Source organism: Streptomyces djakartensis, from assembly GCF_014651075.1.
Classification (GTDB): Bacteria; Actinomycetota; Actinomycetes; order Streptomycetales; family Streptomycetaceae; genus Streptomyces; species Streptomyces djakartensis.
On record NZ_BMWE01000016.1, the window covers coordinates 123,795 to 146,603 of the forward strand.

The window sequence follows — 22,809 nt, forward strand, 5'->3', positions numbered from 1 at the left end:
CCGATGTCCGCGCGACACCTTGTTGCAACGTTTTTCTCGCCCTATATTCGCTGCGACCAGGCCCCCGGAACCGCGATGTCACCAGACGACGGAGTCGCATCATGGCCGGTAACCGCCCCATTCCCAAGCAGCTCTGGAAGGCCGCCGCCCTGTCGGGCATGGCCTCCTATCTCGACGCCGGGCTGATCGTCAGCATCTCCGTCAACCTGGCCATCTACCGCGACAGTTACGACATGGGCGTGTGGATGGCCGGGGCGATCAGCGCGATCGTCACCGGCTGCATCGCCGTCGGCTCCCTGATCGGCGGACGGCTCGCCGACCTCTTCGGCCGCCGCCGCGTCTACAACTGGGACATCTTCTGCTTCGCGCTCGGCGCCATCGTCATCACGCTGGCGCCGGACGACATCACGCTGCTGGCCGGCGTCCTCATCGCGGGACTCGCCGCCGGCGCCGACCTGCCCACGTCCCTGGCCGTCGTCTCGGACGCCGCGCCTTCCTGGGCCCGGGGCAGGCTCGTCGCCTTCACCCAGGTCATGTGGATGCTGGGCATCGCCGTCGCCATCTTCCTCGGCTTCGTCCTGTCGACCACGGGTATGACCGGGGCCAGGCTCATCACCGGGCAACTGGCCGTCGCCGCGCTCGTCACCTGGGCCATGCGCTCCCGGCTGAAGCTCTCCGGCGAGTACGAGGACGACGACGCTCCCCGCACCGAGGGGGAGCGGGCCCCGAGTGGAGTCGCGCTGCGGAACGTGTGGACGCGGGCCGCCCTGCTGCCGATGGCCGCGACGTTCGTCTTCTACGTCACCTGGGGCCTCGGGGCCAACACCTTCGGCCAGTTCGGCACGTACCTGCTCGTCACCGTCAGCGACGCCTCACAGAGCCTGGCCACCGGCATCAACCTGGCCTTCATCCCGATCGGCGTGCTGCTGACCCTCGCCTTCGTGCGGCTCGCCGACACCCCCTGGCGCGACCGGCTGTTCTACCTGGCCGCCTCCGTGCAGATCCTCGCCTTCGTCATCGCCTCGCTGACGGCCGGGGCCCTCGTGGGCATGCTCGTGTTCTTCGTCCTGTACCAGATCTCCCACCCCTTCGCGGGCGAGACCAACTACAAGGTGTGGTCGCAGCTCACACTGCCCCCGGACACCCGCGGCACCACCCAGGGGCTCACCTACGCCCTGTCGCGCGCGGTCTACGCGGTCGCCGCGTTCTTCACCCCGGCGCTGCTCGACTACAGCCCGTCCGTCCTGCTCTGGACGATCACCGCCTGCATGACGGCGGCCGCGTGCGCCGGCGTGTTCATCATCCGCGTGCTGGTTCCGCGTTCCCCCGCCGTGCCGCGTGACAGAGCGGACCTGCGCGTCGCCGGCACCGAGCAGCCGCAGCAGACCTGACAAGGAGCACCGCCCATGGCAACGACCGCGGACCGCACGGCCGTTCGGACCGCCGCCCTGCACGACCTGCTCCCGCCGGTCACCCGGCGCCGCACCCGCATCGGCTTGGTCGCCGGCGGACTCGGCACGTACTGGCCGCAGTTCCCGGGACTCCTCCCGCGGCTGCGGGAGTCCGCCGCCTACGTCGCCGAGCGGTTCCGGGACATGGACGCGGAGGTGACCGACGCCGGGTTCATCTCCGACGCCCAGGAAGGGGCCCGCGCCGCCGAGCAGTTGCGCAGGGCCGACTGCGACCTGATCGTGCTGTTCCTGACGACCTACCTCACCTCCTCGATGGTGCTGCCGATCGCACAGCGCTCGCACACGCCGGTGCTGGTCATCGACCTCCAGCCGACCGCGAGGATGGACCACGCCTCCTTCGACACCGGGGCCTGGCTGGCCTACTGCGGGCAGTGCCCCGTCCCCGAGGTCGGCAACGTCTTCCGGCGCGCCGGCATCCCCTTCCGGTCGGTCTCCGGCTGGCTGCGGCAGGAGTCCGCCTGGCGGCGCATCGAGCAGTGGATCCGGGCCGCGCACATCCGCGCCGCGCTCCGGCACGCCCGGCACGGCCTCATGGGGCACGTGTACCCCGGCATGCTCGACGTGCAGACCGATCCGACGCTGCTGTCCGCCACGTTCGGCTCGCACGTGGAGGTGCTGGAGTTCGACGACCTGCGGCACCGGGTGGAACGCGTGACCGAGGCCGAGACCCGGGAGCGGATGGCGCTCGCCCGGCAGGTCTTCACCCTCGACGACAGCGTGGTGGAGGAGGACTTCGCCTGGGGCGCGACCGTGTCGGTCGCCCTCGACCGGCTGGTGGAGGACTTCGCGCTCGACAGCCTCGCCTACTACCACCGCGGCCTCGACGGCGAACTGCACGAGCGGCTCGGCGCCGGCATGATCCTGGGCGCCTCCCTGCTCACGGCCCGGGGCGTGCCGGCCGCCGGGGAGTACGAACTGCGCACCAGTGTCGCCCAGCTCGCCTCCCAGAGCGTCGGCGCCGGAGGCTCCTTCACCGAGATCCAGGCCCTCGACTTCGAGGACGGCGTGGTGGAGATGGGCCACGACGGCCCCGCCCACCTGGCGGTCGGCGCTCGCGATCCCCTCCTGCGCGGACTCGGCGTCTACCACGGCAAACGCGGCTGGGGCGTGAGCGTCGAGTTCGACGTACGGCACGGACCCGTCACCCTGCTCGGCCTCGGCCAGGACGCCGATGGCGGTCTGTCGTTCATCACCTCCGAGGGCACCGTCGTCCCGGGACCGCTGCTGGAGATCGGCAACACCACCAGCCGCGTCGACTTCGGCCGCGACCCCGGCGAGTGGGTCGACGCATGGAGCGTCACCGGGGTCGGCCATCACTGGTCCCTCGCGGTCGGCCACCACGCGGCCGACTTCAGGGCGGCGGCGAGCCTGCTGGGCATCGGCCACCGGCAGGTATGACGGGGACATGGGTGTCGTGCCCACCCGGACTGCCCGCGGAGGCCGGGCGACAGGTCCCAGGTGGCGCCGCCCCACCGTCATCCCGTGACAGCATCCGTCCTCGAGTTCGGACCCCCGCCTCACGGCGGGGCGTTCGTACAGCATCGCCACCGGGAAGAATGAGGTTCGAGCCCGATGGCGAAGGCCGCTGGAGGGGGGAGACGCCGAAGCCCCGGTGAGACCGGCCGCGCCGCGCTGTCCGCCTCCGCGCCGTCGCGTGGCCCGGCGCCCCAGGACCTGCCGTGGCCTCGGCCGTGCCCTGCCTCGGAGCGCCGTCGGGTTCCGGAAGGGAGAAGCCGTGCCCCAGTCCGAAGACGCACGTCTCGTCGACCTCGAAGCACGACTCGAGCGGGAGGACCCCGGGTTCGCCCGGGCCAGGAGATCCGGCCGCCCGGCCCGGCCCCGGCAGTACCGGCGTACCGGCGCGTGGTGGGGGCTGGCACTCGGCCTGGCGGTACTGGGCTCGGGCATCGCCCTGGCCCAGGGACTCCTCATCGCGGCCGGACTGGTCCTGGTCGGCACGGCGGCCCAACTGGCCGATCCGGACCCGTCCCGCCTGGGTGGCCTGGGGCCGAGTCGGCGCTGACCTGTGACAGGCCACCGCCCTCGCGCCGGCCGTCACCGCACCGGCGCTACGCCCCGGCCCATTTCCGCAGCAGCGCCTCGCGCTCCTCGCGCGGCGGAGTGCCCTCGGCCGCGTGGTCGCGGCCCCAGGCGAGGAGGTCAGCGATGTCGGCGGTTCCGTCGGCGAGCCGCTGGAGGAGGGTCGTGGAGAGCTCGTACTCCGAGGACAGGTAGATCCCGCCGGCGACGGCGGCGAACACGTCCGCCCGTACGGTCTCCTCGGCCGTCACCACGTCCACGCAGAACGCGGGCGGCAACACGCCGTCTCCCGTGACCGCGACCAACGCCGCGTCGAACGCCATGGCCGCCAGCCGTCGCGCCCCGGACCGCACGGCCACGTCGTGCGTCTCGATCCGGACCACCTCGTCCCACGTCCAGAACCTGCCCTCGCCGATCCCGGGCGCCGCGACCCCGTCCCTGGACAGTCGCACTCCGGAGGCCGCTCCCGCGGGTTCGGCCCCCACGTACACGGATTCCTCGCTGATCCAGAACAGGCCGACCATGGCCATGAACGCCTCCCGCGGATGTCAGGGGAGAGCGGTCCGTGCCTCCCCGTGTCGTCGCTGTGGGAGACGGCCGCGGCGGGTGAGAGGTTGCCATCTTTCCGGCGGACCCCGTGGGCGGAGGGCGGCAGGGTGCCGCCGTCAGGGTGCTGCCTTAACCCGTGTGAACGCTCCGGGTGGTGAGGTGCCCCCGCATGACTGACGGTGGTTGACGTCGAGGCCGGGCTCGTGAGCTGGCGTGGGGTCAGCTGCTCGGCCCGTGACGGAAGGACACACCGATGCGCTCTGCCCGCATGCTGCTCGCGACGGCGACGGCCACGGCCGCCCTCGCGATCGCCGGACCCGCCGCCTACGCCCAGGCGATGGGTGACTGGGACCACGACAAGTCTTCTTACAGCAAGGAGCACGACAAGGACGGCGAAGACCACGCGCCGCACGGCGGGGTACACACGGGTGGCGGAGCGCTGTCCGTGGCGTCGAGCGACGACTGGGACGAGACCAAGGAGCAGGGCAAGGAGCACGAGGAGGGCAAGGAGCACGAGAAGGGCAAGGAGCACGAGAAGGGCAAGGAGCACGAGAAGGGCAAGGAGTACGAGAAGCCGCACGGCGGGGTGCACACGGGTGGTGGAGCGCTGTCCGTGGCGTCGAGCGACGACTGGGACGAGAGCACCTACAAGGACGCGCACACCAAGGACTCGTGGGGGGACAAGAAGGACGAGTACGGCAAGGACGACCACGGCAAGGACGAGTACGGCAAGGACGAGTACGGCAAGGACGAGTACGGCAAGGACGACTACGGCAAGGACGAGTACGGCAAGGAAGACGACCACGAGAAGGGCTGGAAGGGCGAGCACGACAAGCCGCACGGCGGGGTGCACGCCGGTGGCGGCGCACTGGCCTCGGTGCCCGGCGTCACGGCCGGCGGTCTCGCGGTGCTGGCGGTGGCCGGTACCGGTCTCTACGCCCTGAGGCGCCAGAAGGCAGCGCAGGGCGCGGCATGACCGATGCCTGATCCCACAGCCGCAGCGGCCGCCGCACGTGTCCCTCGCGTCGCGGCGGCCCGGCTCGTCCTCCCGCGTGCCCCGTCCGCTGCCGTGCCCGAGTGAGGTGGTCTTTCGATGGCAGCCAGCCCTCTTTCCCCCGGCGAGTCCGGCCCCGCGCCGTCGAGGCGGCGATTCCGCACCCTCGTGACGGTCCTCTGGTCCGTGGCCGCCCTGGTCCTGACCGTGCACCTGGTCGCCGGGTGGGACGAACCGTCCGACGACGGCTCCCCGCCCCACACCCCACCGGCCGTCTCCAGCACCACCCCGGCCGCGTCCAGGGGATCCGACGCGCCGGCCGGGCCGCACCGCTCCGGTGCCTCCGAGGCGCGCCCGCATCTGCCGCGGTCCCGGCCGGTCCGGCTGCTCATCCCCGAGATCTCGGTGGACGCCCCCTTCACCGGCCTCGCCATCGGTCGTTCGGGACAGCTCGAGCCTCCGCCGCCCGACAACACCAACCTGGTCGGCTGGTACGCCAAGGGCGTCTCGCCCGGTGAGACCGGTACCGCGATCATCGCCGGGCACGTGGACACCGCGACGTCCCCGGCCGTCTTCGCGCGGCTCGGCGAGCTGGAGAAGGGCGACCGGTTCCACGTGGTGCGGGCCGACGGCAGGAAGGCGGCCTTCGTGGTGGACGACACGGAATCCTTCGACAAGGACCGCTTCCCCAGCGAACGCGTCTACGGTGACGCCCCCGACGCCCAGGTCCGGCTCATCACGTGCGCGGGTGCCTACGACCGCAAGGCCCGCGACTACACGGAGAACCTGGTGGTCTTCGCCCACCTCGTCTGACATCCGGGCCCCCGGTCCGCATCGGTGTCTTACAGTGAGTGACAACACCAGTTCAGGCGACCGTGGGACCTGTGAGGTATTCGCGAACCATGACGACAGAGACGTTTGAGTTCCAGGTAGAGGCACGTCAGCTGCTCCAGCTGATGATCCACTCGGTCTACTCGAACAAGGATGTCTTTCTGCGCGAGCTCGTCTCCAACGCCTCCGACGCGCTCGACAAGCTGCGCCTGGAGAAGCTGCGGGACGACTCGCTCGACGCCGACGTGTCGGACCTGCACATCAGGATCGACGTCGACAAGGACGCCCGCACCCTCACGGTGCGGGACAACGGCATCGGGATGTCGTACGAGGAGGTCGGCCGGCTCATCGGCACCATCGCCAACTCGGGCACGGCCACCTTCCTGAAGGAGCTGCGGGAGGCCCAGGAGGGCGGTGACGCCGAGGGTCTCATCGGCCAGTTCGGCGTCGGTTTCTACTCCGGGTTCATGGTGGCGGACGAGGTGACGCTGGTGACCCGCCGCGCCGGCGAGAGCCAGGGCACCCGGTGGACCTCGCGCGGTGAGTCCACGTACACGCTGGAGAGGGCCGACGACGCGCCGCAGGGCACCTCGGTCACGCTCCACCTCAAGCCCGCCGACCCCGAGAACCAGCTCCACGACTACACCTCCCCGTGGAAGATCAGGGAGATCGTCAAGCGGTACTCGGACTTCATCACCTGGCCGATCCGGATGGTCCCGGAGACGGCGGGTGAGGGGGACGCCGCGCCCGAGCCCGAGACGCTCAACTCGATGAAGGCGCTGTGGGCGCGCTCGCGCGACGAGGTGTCCGACGACGAGTACCACGAGCTGTACAAGCACATCAGCCACGACTGGCGCGAGCCGCTGGAGACGATCCGGCTCCAGGCCGAGGGGACCTTCGAGTACCAGGCCCTGCTCTTCGTGCCCGCGCACGCGCCGCACGACCTGTTCACGCGGGACTTCCAGCGTGGTGTCCAGCTGTATGTGAAGCGCGTCTTCATCATGGACGACTGCGAGGCGCTGCTGCCGCCCTACCTCCGCTTCGTCAAGGGCGTCGTCGACGCGCAGGACCTCTCGCTCAACGTCTCCCGGGAGATCCTCCAGCAGGACCGGCACATCCGGATGATGCAGCGCCGGCTGACCAAGAAGGTCCTGTCGACGATCAAGGAGATCAAGGCCAAGGACGCCGACCGCTACGCCACCTTCTGGCGGGAGTTCGGCACCGCCCTGAAGGAGGGCCTGGTCACCGACTCCGAGAACCGGGACGCCATCCTCGCCGTCTCCTCGTTCGCGACGACGCACGCCGCGGAGCCGACCACGCTCGCGCAGTACGTGGAGCGGATGAAGGACGGCCAGGACGACATCTACTACATCACCGGCGAGTCCCGGGAGAGCATCGAGAACTCCCCGCACATGGAGGTGTTCCGGGACAAGGGCGTCGAGGTCCTGCTGCTCACCGACGCCGTCGACGAGGTGTGGGTCGACGCCGTGGGGGAGTACGAGGGCAAGAAGCTGCGGTCCGTCGCCAAGGGCGAGATCGACCTCGACGGCAAGAGCGACGAGAAGGCCGACGGGGAGCGGGAGAAGCAGGCCGAGGAGTACGCCGGGCTGCTCGGCTGGATGCAGGAGCAGCTGGACGAGGACATCAAGGAGGTGCGCCTCTCGGCCCGGCTCACCGTCTCCCCGGCCTGCGTGGTCTCGGACTCCCACGACCTCACCCCGGCCCTGGAGAACATGTACCGGGCGATGGGCCAGGAGGTGCCTCGCACCAAGCGGATCCTCGAGCTCAACCCCGACCACCTGTTCGTCAAGGGCCTGAACCAGGCGTACAAGGAGCGTGAGGACCACTCGGGTCTCGTCGAGTCCGCAGAGCTGCTCCACACGCTGGCGGTGCTCGCCGAGGGCGGCCGGCCCAAGGACCCGGCGCGTTTCGTCAAGCTCGTGGCCGACCGCCTGGAGCGCACGCTGTAGGCCGCGGACGGATCAGGGGTGGTCCGGGGTGTCCGCGCCGCGCGCGCCGGGCGGAGTCGTGCCGGTGCCCGGCGGGACGACCTCGCCCCGGACCACCCGCGGCGCGGGGCCCGTCCCGTCCTGTTCCTCCTTCGCGGCGCGCGCCTCGGCCTTGAGGATGCGGGCCGACTTTCCGGCCGAGCGGGCCAGTTCGGGGAACTTCTTGATCCCGATGACGGCTATGACGACGATGAGGAGAATCGCGAGCTCGCTCAGTCCGAACATGGTGTCCTGTCCTTTCTCGCCCGGGCCGGGCACGGCGTGAGCGTATCGGGCGCGGAGCAGGGCGTGGCAGCCGTCCCGGATCGCGGGCCCAGGTGCCGCGCACGTCCCAGCCGAGCCGACCAGGACGGCGGCGGCGCCCGGTGCCTCCTCGCTGAGCGAGACGTTGCCGCTCTTGGACAGGGAAACTCCCGCGGGACGCTCCTTCGTGACGCGTGGGCTCCGGACCCGGATGGCGGACCGCCTCCGTGGTGGACTGCGGCACCGGGCCGGACGGGAGCGGCTCAGCCCACGACGCGGCCCAGCTCGATCCGGTCGATGTCCGGCGCCCAGGCGCTCGCGTTGCCGAACCTCACCTGGTTGGCGCCCTTGCGCAGGTCGACCGGGACCGCGACGGTCCAGTAGTCGTCCCGGCTCCAGGTGTTCTTGAAGGTGACCTTCACCGGCGCGCCGGACCCGACCGTGATCTCCGCCGTACGGGACATGATGTCCGTGTTGTAGGCGTGGCCGTTGTCCCGGCGGTCGTTGTGGGCGTAGTGGACGACCAGGAGGTAGCGGCCGGCCCGGGGCGCTTCCACCGTGAACCGGGCGGTGCTGGCGGGGCTGTTGCCGAGCCGGCCGATGTACGAACCGGACGAGGCGTGCGGGGAGTCGACGAGTTCGGCCCCGCCCGCGAGCTCGGCGGAGGCGCCCTCGTAGGAGAGGGCGCCGGCGGCCGAACCGTCGCCGGAGACGTCGAGGGAGCGGACGGCGGCATGGCCCGACGTCATCGCGATCCGGTTGTTGCCCGCTGCCAGGTAGAGCCGCAGCGGGCGGCCGGGCGCCGCCGTGACCGTCTCCCCGTACAGCGTGAGCTGCACCGCCGCGGAACCGCGCGGCACCACCGTGTAGTAGCCGTCGCGCGGCGCGTAGACGTCGAACACCGCCTTGTCGCCGGAGCGCAGGACCAGGGCGCCCGTGCCCACACCGGCGGACGAGGAGTAGTCGTACGACGGATCGCCGCTGATGTCCGCCAGCGTGGCCTCGTACGACGCGGAGGGCGCGCCCGCGCGCGCGGTCAGGTCGATCCGGTCGAGGGTGACCTCGGCGTCGCCCTTGGACAGGGTCAGCTGGTGCGGGCCCGCCTTCAACCGGACGGTGACGTCGTTCTTGGCGCGGTAGGTCCAGTTCTCGGTGGAGGGGTAGGTGACGGTCACCGGGTCGCCGCCGTCGACCGACAGTTTCTGTGTGGCGGGGCCGCCGGACTGGTTGCCGTACAGGATCGCCAGGTCGTAGGTGCCGTCCTCCGGCACCGTCACCGAGAAGGCGACCTCGCTGCCGGGCTGGTTGAGGGAGCCGACGTCCTTGGTGCCGGAGGCCGCGTAGCCGTTGGCGTTCTGGACCGTGCCCTGGGTGTAGACCTTGCCGTCGGTGATGGCCGCGTCCTCGGCCTCGTACGACGCCGACCAGGGGACCGAGGCCGTGGCCGGGCTTCCTGAGCCGCCGGGGGTGAGGACGATCCGGTACGCCGACATCCTGTGCAGGCCGCGCAGCGGGACGGTCACCGAACCGTCGTCCGCGACCTTCGCCTTGGTGCGCGCGAGGACCCGGGGCGCCGCGTGCTGTCCCTCGTATCCGGACCAGGCGGCCTCGGCGACGGTGGCGGTGACCGTACGGCCGAACACGGACCGGCGGACGCCCCGCACGACCACGTCGCAGTCACCGTCGGATCCGCCGAGCAGCACCTGCGCCTGGCGGCGGGAGGTGTCCAGGGAGGCGAGTCCCTGGAGAGTGTCGACGGTGCTGGGCTGAGGCGGAGTCACCTTCACGGTGTCCCCGGTCATGCCCGCGTACCAGCGGAACAGCCACCAGCCGCCGTTCGGGATGTTGGACCGCACCACCTGGCCGCTGAGGTTCCCGGCCGCGTCCCAGTACGCCATGTTGGCGTACACCTTGTTGCGCTCGAACATGGACACCCACTGCACCAGCTGTCCGGGCACGGACAGGTCGCGGCGGTTGGCGTACTCGTCGATGTTGATCTTCAGTGGGGCGATGCCCGCCTCGCGCTCCAGCTCGCGGTAGTCGTCGTAGTGCGCCTGGAAGTCGCGCAGGGATCCCGAGCCGAGCTCGTGCCAGGTCATCACCTGGGGCAGCACGTCCTCCCGCTTGGCGAAGGCCAGGAAGTCCTTCAGCAGGCGCGTGTGGTAGGCGGCTTCGTTGGGGCCGGCGATGCGCGCGTCCGGGTCGATCGCACGGATCCGCCGGTACACCGTCTTCCAGTCCCCGAAGAACCGGTCGCGGTTCTTCTCGTACTGTGCCTGGTCGGCGACGTCGAGCTTGTACCAGATCTGGTCGGGCTCGTTGAACGGGATGTAGACGAAGCGGTCGCTGTCCGGGACGGCCGAGACCTCCTTGACGATCTTGTCCACCTTGGGCAGATAGTCGTCGATGCCGAGGTCCTCGTACGGCCACTTGGCGTAGATGTCCTGCATCATCACGTTGATCTCGCCGCCGCCGTTGCGGAAGAACGACCTGGAGACCGTGAGCGCGTCGCCGTTGGGGTGCTGGGCGCCGCCCTCCGGTTTCTGCGAGACGCTGGTGATCTTCAGGGGTTCCATCGCGGCGTCGCTGGGCACGCCGTCGTCGCTGAGCCCGTACAGCGAGCCGTTGGCGCCCAGCATCACCGGGCCCTGTGAGGCGCTGAGATCGACGGTGAGGCGTTGCGGGCCGGCCTCGGCCGCCGCGTGCCCGGCTGCGGGGAGAGTGCCTGCCATGGCGGCTGCTCCAAGGAGTGCGGATGTCAGGGCGGTTCCGGTTCGGGATCTGGCGCGGACGGGGGTGATCACGCTGCTGGACCTCCAGTCACTTGACGGCTCCACTGGTGATTGCGGACACGGTCCTTCGCCGGCCGGCGAGGAACACGGCGGCGGTGACGCAGCCGCAGCGCTGCGCCGGTACCGGTGGTTCAGGCATCCGGGGGCGGCGGCCCGGAGCTCTCCCGCACCACCAGTTCCGGTACCGACACGGGATGCGGGGCGACCGGCGCGGACTCCTCCAGCACGCCGTGCAGCAGGGCGAACGCGGCCCGACCGAGGCCGGCGAAGTCCAGGCGTACGGTCGTCAGGGACGGCGTGAGGAAAGCGGAGTGCGGGGCGTCGTCGAAACCGGCCACGCTGACCTCGCCCGGTACCGCTCGGCCCGTCTCGTGCAGGGCGCGCAGCACGCCGAGCGCCAGGTCGTCGTTGCCGCACAGGATCGCGGTGACCGACCTGTCCTCCGCCAGCTTCCGCCCCGCCGCATGTCCGCCGGCCGGTCCCCAGCTGCTCTGCACCGGCCGGGGTTCCGGGGCGCCGGCCTCCCGCAGCGCCTGCCGCCAGCCACTGGTGCGAGCGCTGGTACGGCGGGTGCCCGACGGGATGGCGACGTAGTGCACGGTCTCGTGTCCGAGATCGAGCAGATGGCGGGTGGCCTGATAGGCGGCCTCGCGGTCGTCGGCCCAGACCCACGGGCGGTCGCCGCCGGGCGGACTCGCCGGTGTCTCGACCACGCCCACGACGGGCAGCCCGGCGGGCACCGCCGCCAGCGCCCGGACACCGGCCGGGTCGTAGGCGATCACGATGATGCCGCCGCCCGCGTCCGCCGCGCGCTGCACCCCGGCCGCCACGGCCGTGTCCTCGGCGGATTCCAGGACCCCGATCCCGACCGCGTACGACGCGGTGCGGGCGGCCTCCTCGACGCCCTGCAGGATCGAGGCGTAGCCGTGGTGGGTGGTGTTCGAGGTGAGCACGGTCACGGCCCGGCGGCGTCCACTGGCCAGGGCGAGGGCGGTCGCGTTGCGCCGGAAGCCCAGCTCGTCGATGGCGGCGAGCACCTGCTCCCGGGTGGACGGCCGGACGCTGGGATGGCCGTTGATCACCCGCGAGACCGTCTGGTACGAGACGCCCGCTGCGGTGGCCACGTCCCTGATGCTCGCCGGGCGCCTTGTGTGACCGGTCACATTCATGCCAGGATTGTGACCGGTCACACTTGAGCCGTCAAGAGAACGCGACGGGGGACGCGCGCGGACCTCCGTACCCCGTGAGAGGGGCGGAGCCAGGAAGGGAGCACCTTGACCGGCACGGCGGATGCGGCGTACATGGCCTCCAACCAGCGGCAGCACGAGTTCAGTTGGGGCCATGAGGCCCTGCGGGCACGGTTCGCCGTCGCCGCCGACGGGACCCTGCGGCTGGTCCGGCTGGCTCATCCCGAGGACCTGCGCCCGGACGCCGGCCAGGCGGCTCTCCCGCTCGTGGAGCTCACCGCGCTCGGTCACGGCAGCGGCTGGTCCGGCCCCCGCTTCACCGGCACGGCCCTCGGCGCCCGGCTCGCCCACCGGACCCACCACGCCGACCGACGCGACGGCTGGGACCGGCTCACCGTCGAACTCCACGACCCGGGCACCGGGCTGACGGCGTTCGCCGAGCTCACCTCACCCACCGGACTGCCCGTCCTGCGTTCCCGCGTCCGGCTCCGCAACGAGGGGCGCGAACCCCTGGTCGTCCAGTCCGTCAGCAGCCTGCTGCTCGGCGGACTGCCCGCCCCGGACACCCTCGACGTCCACCGGGCCCGCAACGACTGGCTCGCCGAATGCCGTTGGTACGCCGAGCCGCTGCGTGCCGCCGTCGCCGACATCCACGTCGACGTCCACGAGCACGACAGCCGTGCCGCCCTCGTCCTCACCGGGCGCGGCAGCTGGCCCACGGACGGCCATCTCGCCATGGGCGCGCTGACCGAGCGGGACGGCGGCCGGGCCTGGGTCTGGCAGGTCGAGTCCCCGGCCGGCTGGCGGTGGGACCTCGGCGAACGCGCCCACGGCAGCTACCTGGCGCTGAACGGCCCCACCGACGCCGCACACCAGTGGCGGATCCGCCTCGAACCGGGCGAGGAGTTCACCACCGTGCCCGGTGCCCTGGCCCTCGGCACCGGCCTCGACGAGGCGATGGGGGCCCTGACCTCCTACCGCCGGGCGATCCGCCGCCCGCACCCGGACCACACCGCCCTGCCCGTCGTCTTCAACGACTACATGAACACCCTCATGGGCGACCCGACCACGGCCAGACTGCTGCCGCTGATCGACGCCGCGGCCGACGCCGGCGCGGAGTACTTCTGCGTCGACTCGGGCTGGTACGACGACGGCACCCGCGGCTGGTGGGACAGCGTCGGCGCCTGGCAGCCCTCGCCGCGGCGCTTCCCCGGAGGCGGCATCCAGGCCGTCCTGGACCGGATCCGGGAGCGCGGGATGACGCCCGGGCTGTGGCTGGAACCGGAGGTGGTCGGGGTGCGCAGCCCCGTCGCGGCCGAGCTGCCGCCCGAGGCGTTCTTCCAGCGCGACGGCGTCCGCCTGACCGAGCAGGGCCGCCACCAGCTCGACCTGCGGCACCCGGCCGCCCGCGCCCACCTCGACAGGACCGTGGACCGGATCGTCGGCGACTGGGGCGTGGGCTATCTCAAGCTGGACTACAACATCCTGGTCGACCCCGGTACCCAGGGACCCGGCGACCTGGCGCCCGGAGCGGGCCTGCTCGGCCACGCCCACGCCTACCTGGACTGGCTGTCCGCCGTCCTGGACCGCCACCCCGGGCTGGTCGTCGAGAACTGCGCCTCGGGCGGCATGCGCATGGACGGCGCCACCCTGGCCGTCGCCCAGCTGCAGTCCACCAGCGACCAGCAGGACCCGCTGCGCTACCCGCCCATCGCCGCCGCCGCGCCGACCGCGGTCCCGCCCGAGCAGGGCGCCGTCTGGGCCTGTCCGCAGCCGGAGTCCGACGATGATCTGATCACCACCACCCTCGGCGGGGCACTGCTCGGCCGTATCCACCTCTCCGGCCACCTGAACCGCATGTCGGACCACCAGCTGGCCCTCGTCACCGACGCGGTCACGGTCTACAAGTCGATCCGCGGCGACCTCGCCCGGGCCCTGCCGTTCTGGCCGCTCGGCCTGCCCGGCTGGACCGACGAGTGGCTGGCGCTGGGCCTGCGGATCCCCGGTGACCGCACCGCGTACCTCTCCGTCTGGCGCCGCGGCGGACCGGCCGGGCTCCGGATCCCCGTCCGGCTGCCGGCGGGCGGGACCGTCCGCGCGGAGGTGCTCCACCCGTCCTCGGCGGATGCCGGACAGGCGGTGTGGGACGGCGGCGGACTGACCGTGACGGTGCCGCGCACGCCCGGCGTCCTGCTGATCCGGCTCACACAGGACGGGTAGGAGGCCTTCGTCAGGCGCGTACGGCGTACTGCTCCCGCTTCTCATCACGCGCGTCCCGGCGGAACGCCCACGCCATCTCGGGCTCCATCGCCCAGCGGAACAGCCGCCGCACCGGAGCGGTGCACAGCGCGGTCACGAGCACCGCGGCGACGACCGTCACGACGATCTCCCCGAGCGGCCGGTGGACCCACGCCGGCTCGTACCAGCCCCAGAACTTGGAGCCCTGTGCGACGAAGCCGTGCAGCAGGTAGCCGTACAAGGTCCCGGCGCCCAACGCCGTGAACCACGCCCGGCGCCCGGGCACCCAGGCCAGGAAGCAGGCCACCAGCACCAGCGAACAGGCGAAGGTGACCAGCGTCATCACGGGCCCGTACCAGGCGGGCGCCGCGAGTTCCTCGGCGCTGTCGCGGTGGTAGAACCAGGCGCCGGACATCCGCGGCACCGCCCAGTAGGCCACGACGAGCGCACCGGCGAAGACCGGCACGGCCAGAACCCGGGCCGCACGGCGGCGCACCAGCCGGAAGTGCTCGGGCTTCAGGTACAGGCCGAGGACGAAGTACGGCAGGAACTGCAGGGTGCGCTGCAGATCGAGGTCGTTGCCGATGTCCGGGGAGAGCGTGGCCAGCATCGCGAGGACGAGGGCGACCGGCAGTGGCCACCGCACCCGCCGCCAGACGGGCGTGGTCAGACGCCAGACGAACAGGGCCACCAGGAACCAGGTCAGATACAGGGGGTCCAGCAGGCTGACGGGCCGGCCCGGCTCCTGGTCGGTCCACCGGGTGAACAGCGTGTACGCCGTCTCGAAGACGACGTACGGCACCACGAGCCCGGTGACCAGCCGCCTGATCCGCCCCGGGCTCGCGTCGAACGAGCGCGAGAAGTAGCCGGAGATCACGATGAACGCCGGCATGTGGAAGGCGTACACGACCATGTAGAGCGCGCTGACCGCGCGGCTGCCGTCCCGCAGCGGCTCCCAGGCGTGGCCCATCGCCACCAGCACGATCGCCGCGTACTTGGCGTTGTCGAAGAACGCGTCCCGCTGCCCGGCCGGCTGCGCAGGGGCGGCCGTCTCGCGCGACGCGCTCGCCCCCGTCTCACCGCTCGGGCTCGCCACGGTCCGCATGCGCAGGGTGTCCTCGCTCATCGCGCCTCCCGCACGGAGTGCGGGGAGGCGCGACGGGCGGATACGCGTCTTGCCGGGCTGGCGGCGCTGGGGTGCCGGTGCGACATCTCCGCCGCCTGACCACTGTGCGGCGGCGTAAACCGCTCTCTGTGCGGGTGTCGCACGGATCACACCCGTGGGTGGTGATGCCGCCGCGCCGGCGGGGGAGTGGCGGTGCCGGTCAGCTCGCCGAACAGGGCGCGCCGTTCAGCGTGAACGCCGTCGGGCTGGAGTTCGCCGTGGCGCGGGAGGCCGTGAAGCCGAGGGTGACCGAACCCGCCGCGGGGATCGTCGCGGTGTACGGGGCGGCCGCGACACTGACCTCGGGGCCGGTCTGCGTGGCCGTGCCGCCCCAGAGGCTGGTGACGCGCTGGCCGTCGGGGAAACTCCAGCGCAGCGTCCAGCCGTCGATCGCCGACGTGCCGGTGTTCCGGAGGGAGATCTCGCCCTGGAACCCGCCCGGCCAGCTGCTGGTGACCCGGTAGCCGACGCCGCAGGCCGACGGTGCGCCGCCCGGCGAGGTCGTGACCGTCACGGTGGCCGAGCGGGGCGAACGGTTGCCGGCGGCGTCCCGGGCGTAGACCGCGAACGTGTAGGAGGTGGCGGGAGACAGGCCGCTGACGGTGGCGGTCGTGGTGGCCGTGGAGGTGGCCACCGTCTCGGTAGCGCCGCTGACCCGGACCACGTCGTAGCCGGTGACGCCGCTCGCGTCGGTCGCCGCGGCCCACCGCAGGCTGACGGAGGAGGGGGTCACCCCGGAGGCGGCCGGGGCGCCGGGGGCCGTCGGGGGCGTGGTGTCGCCGGCGCCGCCGGAGTAGACCGCGGCCTCCTTGGCCGTGGCGGCGATGCCGTTCGCGCCGTTGAAGAGCCGCTGTCCCCAGGAGGTGAGCTGGTTCGGGTCGAAGTTCGTGACCATGTCCAGGTACTCGACCCCTCCGCCGTTACCGCTCCAGGACCAGCCGAGGTAGCCCAGGCGGAGCTGCTGGGCGACGGCCAGGATGGTGTCCTCGTCGGGGTTTCCGTCCGAGTGGTCGTGGCCGAACTCGCCCACGACGACGGGGAGCCCCGCGGTGACGAAGCGGTTCAGATAGCCGGTGATCTCGGCGGCGGTGTCGAAGACGCCGTACATGTGGATCGAGAAGATCGTGTTGGCGTCCGGGTCCGCGGCGAACACGGACGCGGCGTTGTCCCGCATGGTGAACGCCCAGTCCTGGCCCCAGTTGGGCGCGTCGACCATGATCGTGTGGTCGAATCCGGCACCGCGGAGCTTTCGGATGGCCGCCTTGGTGTCGGCCGTCCACGCCGTGTAGCCGAGGTTCCCGTGCGGCTCGTTGCCGATGTTGACGATGACGTAGTCCTCCTGGCCGGTCAGCGCGCTCCGCACGCTGATCCAGTAGTCGGCGGCGCGGGAAAGCGTGACGGCTCCGCTCTGCTCGCCGTAGCCGGTGGTGTCGTGCACCTCCAGCACGCAGATCAGCCGGTTCCGCTTGCACTCGGAGACCACGTTCGCCACGTCGGCGGCGTCGTTGCGGGTCCAGCGGTCACCGCTGGAGAGGACCACCCGGACGGTGTTGGCGCCCTTCGCCTTGATGTGGGCGAGGGAGCTGATCCGGTCCGGATACCAGGTGTGGGCGTGGTTGACGCCGCGCATGACGAAGTCGTCGCCGGAGGCCTCCAGCAGCCGGCCGTTCTCGATCCGGAAGCCGGTGGGGGCGGCGTGGGCCGGTGTGCCGAGGGCGAGGACGCAGAGCAGGAGGCCGAGCAGGGCGACGGCCACGGTGGCCGCGCGTGGGGTGGGGGCGGTGCGGGATCTCATGGCGGCTCCAGAAGTGGGGGTCGGATCGGGGTGGGACCGTTCTGGGGTGCGTCGAGTCCTTGCGGTGGGCGGTGCCGGGGTCAGGCCGCCGGGGCCTTCGTCGTGCACGTGACGGTCGCCGCCGGGGCGCCCGCCGCCCCCGGGGCCGTGGCGACGAAGCCGAACGAGGCGCTCGCGCCCGGGGCCAGCGCCCCGTTCCACGCCGCGTTGGTGACGGTGGCCGTGCCGTCGGCCGCCGTGGTGAGGGCGCCGTTCCAGACCTGGGTGAGGCGTGCGCCGTTCGCCGGTACGACGGTCGCGGCCCAGCTCGAGGCAGCGGAGCCGGACGTGTTCGTCACCGTCACCTCGCCCTGGTACCCGCCCTGCCAGGTGGAGACGGCACGGAAGCTCGCGGTGCAGGCCGCGGGCTCCCCGGGGCCACCGGGGTCCTGCGGGACTCCCGCGTCGAGGGCCGCCGTCAGGGCCGGATACCAGCGTGCGGCGATCTTGTCGTCACCGGAGGCGTCGGGGTGCACCCCGTCGTAGGTGTCCGTCGCGGTGCTGAAGCCCGTCCACTGGTCGACCACGGTGATGGGCGAGCGTTCGGTGCCGGTGGCCCGGGCCCAGCCGGGGATCCGGGCGTTGAGGTCCACGATCCGCTGCGCGCAGGCCGCGCAACCGCCCGGGTTCATCGGGATGAGCTGCGCGACGAGGATCCGCATGTCCGGGTTGGACGCCCGCATCTGCGTCACCAGCTTGGTGTACGCGGCGAGGATGCGGTCGGGGGCGATGCCGCTCCACACGTCGTTCGTGCCGAAGTGCATGACAACGATGTCCGGGCGGGTCGCGGCGAGCCTGCCCGGCAGCAGGTTCCGGTCGGCCGCGTTGGTCGCCAACTCGCCGCCGTGCCCCTCGTTGTCGCCGTCGTGCGCTTGTCCGCAGTCTTGCGCCGGGAGGGTGCCGACGAAGTCGATGTCCCGGTATCCGCCGTTCACGAGCCGGTTCCACAGCACCGCCCGCCAGCAGCCGGGCGAGCCCGTGATCGAGTCACCGAGCGGCATGACGCGGACGGGGTTCGCCGCGGTGGCAGCCGTGGCCACGGGTGCCAGCGTGAGACCGAGGGGGAGGAGCAGGGTGGCCAGGAGGCCGAGTACGGGGAGGATGCGTAAGCGTGGAGACGCGTGGCGGGTTCTGGGCATGGCCGTCCTTACCTGAGAGTGTGGTGGGAGCGCTCCCAGGCATCAAGCCACTGTTGTCATTGACGCGTCAAGAGGGAAGGCGCACCGGGCCTGGCCGGTGCCGAGGGCAGTCGAGCCGTGAGACAGGCCGGGGGCGCGGCTCGAACGAGCCGCACCCCCGGCGGCTGTGAACGTCAGGCCGCCACGCGCCCGCGCCGCACCGCGTCAGCAGCGGCCAGGCCGGCAGCATCACGATCACCGCGTACACCGTCACCGCGAACGGTGTGCTGACCGGTCCCGTCACACTGCCGTCGCTGATCTGCGTGCGCGCCGCAGCCGCTGCTCGGCGTTCGGGCCGAGGATCACGCCGATGACGGCGGGCGGCGTCGGTCAGGCCGTAGCGGCGCACACCGAAGCGATCAGCCCGATGATCAGCAGGATCACCGGATCGATGACCTCACCGCCGACCGCGTACGCGCCGACCGCCGCGAAGAACAGGATCCCGGGCGTACAGATGCGACCGCGGAACGCGCAGCAGCTTCGCCCGCACCGGCGCCGGCGGCAGTGAGCGCGAGCAGCAGCACCATGCCGACGAACAGCGTGTGGGGAGGGTGATGTGGGCCACATGCCGCACCGGGCGCCGCGACGAGCTGTCTCGCTTGCGGAACCGACGGAGGTTTTGGTCTTTGCGGTCGCGGTGAGTCCCGTGCACCGGTCTTTCCCTCGCCGCAGGTGGGCGCCATGATGGGCGGCCCCGGCACGGAAGGAGCGGCACGATGACGAGCGAGCCCGGCACGATCGACGTCCTCGTGGTCGACGACGACTTCATGGTGGCCAAGGTCCACCGTGCCTTCGTCGGGCGCGTCGAGCCGTTCCGCGTCGTCGGCGTCGCCGGCACCGGCGAAGAGGCCGCCGCCGCGGTCGACGCCCTGCACCCCGACCTGGTTCTCCTCGATCTCCACCTGCCGGACATCTTCGGCCTGGACGTCATCCCGCGGCTGCGCACCGCCGGACACGACTGCGACGTCATGGTGGTCAGCGCCGCCCGGGAGGCCGAGACCGTCCGCGGGGCCGTCCGGCACGGGGTGGTCGACTACCTCCTCAAACCGTTCGACGCCGAGGAGCTGCGCACCCGGCTGGAGCGGTACGCCGACCGGCGGGGCCGGCTGCTCGGCACGGTGGTGCGCGACCAGGCCGACGTCGACCGGGTACTGGCCGGGGCGGCGGGGTCGGGCCCGGCCGCCCCCGCCCTGCCCAAGGGTATGAGCGTGGAGACCGCCGAGCTGGTCGAGCGGGCCCTGCGCGAGGCGGACGGCACCTTGTCGGCCACCGAGTGCGCCGCCCTGACCGGCGTCTCCCGCGTGAGCGCCCGCCGCTACCTGGAGTACTTCCAGACCGTCGGGCGCGCCGATGTGTCCCTGCGCTACGGAGTCACGGGCAGGCCCGAGCGCCGCTACCGCTTCCGTGACCTGCCCGGCCGGCTGCTCCCGAACGACCAGGCACGCGCCTGAAGCCGCTCACTGCCCTCGGCGACCGCCCGGCCGGGCGGTCGACGCCTGGCGGGGCATCCCCCTCGCCGCCGCAAAGAGCGGATCGGACGTGATCGAGGGCGCCTGGCCGGCATGCGGACGTCGCGGTCACGGGAGCTCCTGCTCGGCCCAGATGATCTTCCCCCCGGGCGTGTACCGGGCACCCCAGCGATGGGAGAGCCGGGCGACGAGGAGGAGCCCGCGGCCGCCTTCGTCGGTACTGCGGGCATGCCTCAGGCGCGGAGCCGTACTGCTGCCGTCGGCGACCTCGCAGGTCAGGCGGGCGTCACGGAGCAGTCGCAGGTGTACAGGGCCCGAGGCGTGGCGGATCGCGTTGGTGACGAGCTCGCTGACGATGAGCTCCGTCGTCATGGCCAGTTCCCGGCAGTCCCAGGTCTCCACCTGACGTGTCGCGGCGGCCCGGATGTCACCGACGGCGGCCGGGTCCAGCGGCACGTCCCAGGAGGCGACCTGCTCGGGGCCCAGGGCGTGGGCGCGGGCGAGCAGCAGGGCGACATCGTCGCGCTGCGGGGCGGGGACGAGCCGGCGCACCGCGCTCGCGCACAGCGTTTCCAAATCGGAGCCGGGCGAGCAGAGCAGGTGTCCGAGACGGGACATGCCGAGCTCGATGTCGCGGTCGGTCCCCTCGACGAGGCCGTCGGTGTAGAGGCCGAAGACGCTGTTCTCGGGGAGCTCGATCTCGGCGGCCTCGAACGCCATGCCGCCCAGTCCGAGCGGAGGACCGGCGGGAAGCTCCGGGAAGGAGACCTGCCCGTCCGGAGTGACGACGACCGGCGGTGGATGGCCGGCCCGGGCCAGCGTGCACCGCTGCGTCACCGGGTCGTAGACGGCGTACAGGCAGGTCGCTCCGAGGAACGCGGTGACGGTCTGGTCGGCCGTCTGGTCGGTGGCCGGTTCCTCGCTCAGCCGGAGCACCAGGTCGTCGAGGTGAGCCAGCAGCTCGTCGGGAGGCAGGTCCATGTCGGCGAGGGTCTGGACGGCGGTGCGCAGCCGGCCCATCGTCGCCGCCGCGGTGATGCCGTGGCCGACCACGTCACCGACGACCAGGCCCACCCGGGCGCCGGACAGCGGGATCACGTCGAACCAGTCGCCGCCGACCCCGTCCGACGCGTCCGCCGGCAGATAGTGGGAGGCCACCTCCAGCGCTGTTCCGCCCGTCAGGGCGTGGGGGAGCAGGCTGCGCTGCAGCGTGACCGCCGCGGTGTGCTCCCTCGTGTAACGGCGGGCGTTGTCGACGCACAGCGCCGCCCGTGCCACCAGCTCCCGGGCCAGCAGCACGTCGTCCTGCTGGAACGAGGTGGGGTTCAGCGACCGGGCGAACGAGGCGAGACCGAGGACGGTGTTGCGCGCCCGCATCGGCACCGAGATGAGGGAGTGCAGGCCGAACTGGCGCATGCGCGCGGCCCTGGCCGGCTGCTCGGTGGTCCACAGGGGATCGCTCGGGTCGAGAACGGGTATGAAGATCGGTTCGCCATCGACGAGCAGGTTCGCGTCGTGCGGTGGGGGGACGAAGTCGACCCTGTCCCCTATCTGTGCGACGGCCTCCGGGCAGCCCGGTCGTACGGAACTCATTCCGGCCCGGCGCATCACCGGCCGGGTCGGCGCCGGTCCGGCGTCGGGCAGCCAGGCCCCCTGACCCTCACCGCTCAGGACCGGCTCGAGAAGGTCGACGATGACGAAGTCGGCGAAGCGCGGAACAGCGAAGTCGGCGAGTTCCTGCGCCGTGCGCATCACGTCCAGCGTCCTGCCGATGCCGGTCCCGGCCTCGCTGACCAGCGACAGCAGCCGGCGGGCGGTCCAGCGCTCGGTGACGTCCGTGACCATGTAGCACAGCCCGGTGACGGAGTCGCCGGCATCCACCAGCGGGAAGAACGAGGTGGAGTAGGCGTGCTGACGGTGCGGGTCCGCCCAGCTCCATCCCACGTACTCGTAGTCGGTGACCGGCACACCGGTCGTGAGGACCTTGCGCATCACGCCCTCGAGGGTCTCCCCCTGCAGTCCCGGCAGCAGCTCGCTCAGCCGGCGCCCCAGCCGTTGCTCACGTGGCACACCGCCGAAACGCTCCAGGGTGTCGTTCAGCCAGACGTAGCGCAGATCCAGATCCATCACCGCCATGCCGACCGGAGAGCGGGTCAGGAAGCCGTCGAGGACGGACTCGCCCACGGTCCACTGCTGCCGCTCCTGTCGTGCCGAGATCAGAAAGCACTCGTCCTCGCCGACGTGAAAGGACCCGGACACACGCAGGCCGACCTCCACGGGGGCGCCGTCGCGCCATACGGCGACCCGGCCGCTCCAGCCCATTCCCGCGCGGCACCGTTCCGCGATACGGGCGACGCGCACCGGGTCCCCGGGCATCGCCAGCAGGTTCGCGGCGGGGCGCCCGACCACCTGCGCGCTGGCGCAGCCGAGAAGCGCTTCGGCGCCCCGCGTCCAGCCGATCACCGTGCCGTCCGCCGACACCAGCGCGACCGCGTCGTCGGACGCGTCGAGGAGGTCACTCGGTCCTACGGGCGGAGGCGCGTCGAATTCGTCTCGCACAGGCGCCATGGGTCTCACCTCTACACGCAAGTATGTTCCCGCTCGGGCCCTGATGCGCATGCTCCCGGTGCAGCGCCCCGCGGGCCGGGGCCCTGGCCGCCGCACAGCCCTGGGTCGGCCCCGGCGGAGCGGCGGGCAACGGCGTTTCCATGGCGTCGGCAACCATCACAGACTTCTCCCGAGCTGGGGTGATGCTCGGGCAGACCCTGTGCAGGTCACTGCAGGGGGGTTGTCCAGACATTCTCTCGC

Annotated in this window: 16 protein-coding genes and 1 pseudogene; 8 read left to right on the forward strand and 9 right to left on the reverse strand. The window is 71.9% G+C overall.

Going from position 1 to position 22,809, the window contains the following annotated elements; all coding sequences use genetic code 11:
• The first annotated feature begins 101 nt into the window (after nt 1–101).
• The 3 genes from IE212_RS25775 to IE212_RS25785 all read left to right on the forward strand — a co-directional run bounded on the left by IE212_RS25775 (nt 102) and on the right by IE212_RS25785 (nt 3,495).
• Nucleotides 102–1,391 carry an MFS transporter gene (locus IE212_RS25775; protein WP_190200334.1) on the forward strand — a complete coding sequence of 430 codons (1,290 nt, stop codon included), beginning with the start codon at nt 102–104 and terminating at the stop codon, nt 1,389–1,391.
• Between the two features lie 15 nt (nt 1,392–1,406).
• Nucleotides 1,407–2,870 (forward strand): L-fucose/L-arabinose isomerase family protein, encoded by a 1,464-nt coding sequence (locus tag IE212_RS25780; protein ID WP_190200335.1) that lies wholly within the window; start codon nt 1,407–1,409, stop codon nt 2,868–2,870.
• A gap of 337 nt (nt 2,871–3,207) precedes the next feature.
• A complete protein-coding gene (locus tag IE212_RS25785; protein ID WP_190200336.1) occupies nt 3,208–3,495 on the forward strand; it encodes a DUF3040 domain-containing protein in 288 nt (95 codons plus the stop codon).
• Between the two features lie 46 nt (nt 3,496–3,541).
• Here IE212_RS25785 and IE212_RS25790 read toward each other — a convergent pair whose 3' ends face one another.
• Nucleotides 3,542–4,042 carry a hypothetical protein gene (locus IE212_RS25790; RefSeq protein ID WP_190200337.1) on the reverse strand — a complete coding sequence of 167 codons (501 nt, stop codon included), beginning with the start codon at nt 4,040–4,042 and terminating at the stop codon, nt 3,542–3,544.
• Nucleotides 4,043–4,314: 272 nt separating this feature from the next.
• On the opposite strand from IE212_RS25790, the gene IE212_RS25795 reads away from it, so the two are divergent.
• From IE212_RS25795 to htpG, 3 genes are all read left to right on the forward strand, one after another.
• Entirely contained in the window at nt 4,315–5,037 is a 723-nt protein-coding gene (locus tag IE212_RS25795; protein WP_190200338.1) for a hypothetical protein, read from the forward strand.
• A gap of 117 nt (nt 5,038–5,154) precedes the next feature.
• Entirely contained in the window at nt 5,155–5,868 is a 714-nt protein-coding gene (locus tag IE212_RS25800) for a class F sortase (protein WP_190200339.1), read from the forward strand.
• An 89-nt stretch (nt 5,869–5,957) separates the two neighbouring features.
• A complete protein-coding gene (gene htpG / locus IE212_RS25805; protein ID WP_190200340.1) occupies nt 5,958–7,856 on the forward strand; it encodes a molecular chaperone HtpG in 1,899 nt (632 codons plus the stop codon).
• Between the two features lie 12 nt (nt 7,857–7,868).
• On the opposite strand, the gene IE212_RS25810 is transcribed toward htpG, so the two are convergent.
• The 3 genes from IE212_RS25810 to IE212_RS25820 all read right to left on the reverse strand — a co-directional run bounded on the left by IE212_RS25810 (nt 7,869) and on the right by IE212_RS25820 (nt 12,120).
• Entirely contained in the window at nt 7,869–8,120 is a 252-nt protein-coding gene (locus tag IE212_RS25810; RefSeq protein ID WP_190200341.1) for a twin-arginine translocase TatA/TatE family subunit, read from the reverse strand.
• A gap of 281 nt (nt 8,121–8,401) precedes the next feature.
• Complete coding sequence (locus IE212_RS25815) at nt 8,402–10,870, reverse strand: CBM35 domain-containing protein (RefSeq protein WP_190200342.1); 2,469 nt, start codon at nt 10,868–10,870, stop codon at nt 8,402–8,404.
• 191 nt (nt 10,871–11,061) lie between these two features.
• The gene (locus tag IE212_RS25820; RefSeq protein WP_229864585.1) at nt 11,062–12,120 is read right to left on the reverse strand and encodes a LacI family DNA-binding transcriptional regulator; all 1,059 of its coding nucleotides are present in this window, start codon (nt 12,118–12,120) and stop codon (nt 11,062–11,064) included.
• Between the two features lie 111 nt (nt 12,121–12,231).
• On the opposite strand from IE212_RS25820, the gene IE212_RS25825 reads away from it, so the two are divergent.
• Entirely contained in the window at nt 12,232–14,337 is a 2,106-nt protein-coding gene (locus tag IE212_RS25825; protein WP_190200360.1) for an alpha-galactosidase, read from the forward strand.
• Between the two features lie 10 nt (nt 14,338–14,347).
• Here the strand turns inward: IE212_RS25825 and IE212_RS25830 are convergent, their stop codons facing one another.
• The 4 genes and pseudogenes from IE212_RS25830 to IE212_RS35105 all read right to left on the reverse strand — a co-directional run.
• Complete coding sequence (locus tag IE212_RS25830; RefSeq protein WP_229864586.1) at nt 14,348–15,481, reverse strand: acyltransferase family protein; 1,134 nt, start codon at nt 15,479–15,481, stop codon at nt 14,348–14,350.
• Between the two features lie 199 nt (nt 15,482–15,680).
• Nucleotides 15,681–17,315 (reverse strand): cellulase family glycosylhydrolase, encoded by a 1,635-nt coding sequence (locus IE212_RS25835; protein ID WP_190200344.1) that lies wholly within the window; start codon nt 17,313–17,315, stop codon nt 15,681–15,683.
• 80 nt (nt 17,316–17,395) lie between these two features.
• Nucleotides 17,396–18,493 (reverse strand): GDSL-type esterase/lipase family protein, encoded by a 1,098-nt coding sequence (locus tag IE212_RS25840; RefSeq protein WP_190200345.1) that lies wholly within the window; start codon nt 18,491–18,493, stop codon nt 17,396–17,398.
• 67 nt (nt 18,494–18,560) lie between these two features.
• Nucleotides 18,561–19,074: pseudogene (locus tag IE212_RS35105) on the reverse strand (tripartite tricarboxylate transporter permease); the annotation flags it as partial.
• 174 nt (nt 19,075–19,248) lie between these two features.
• On the opposite strand from IE212_RS35105, the gene IE212_RS25850 reads away from it, so the two are divergent.
• Entirely contained in the window at nt 19,249–19,983 is a 735-nt protein-coding gene (locus IE212_RS25850) for a response regulator (protein WP_190200347.1), read from the forward strand.
• Between the two features lie 126 nt (nt 19,984–20,109).
• On the opposite strand, the gene IE212_RS25855 is transcribed toward IE212_RS25850, so the two are convergent.
• Nucleotides 20,110–22,569: a SpoIIE family protein phosphatase gene (locus IE212_RS25855; RefSeq protein ID WP_190200348.1), complete on the reverse strand. Its 2,460-nt coding sequence runs from the start codon at nt 22,567–22,569 to the stop codon at nt 20,110–20,112.
• Nucleotides 22,570–22,809 lie beyond the last annotated feature (240 nt).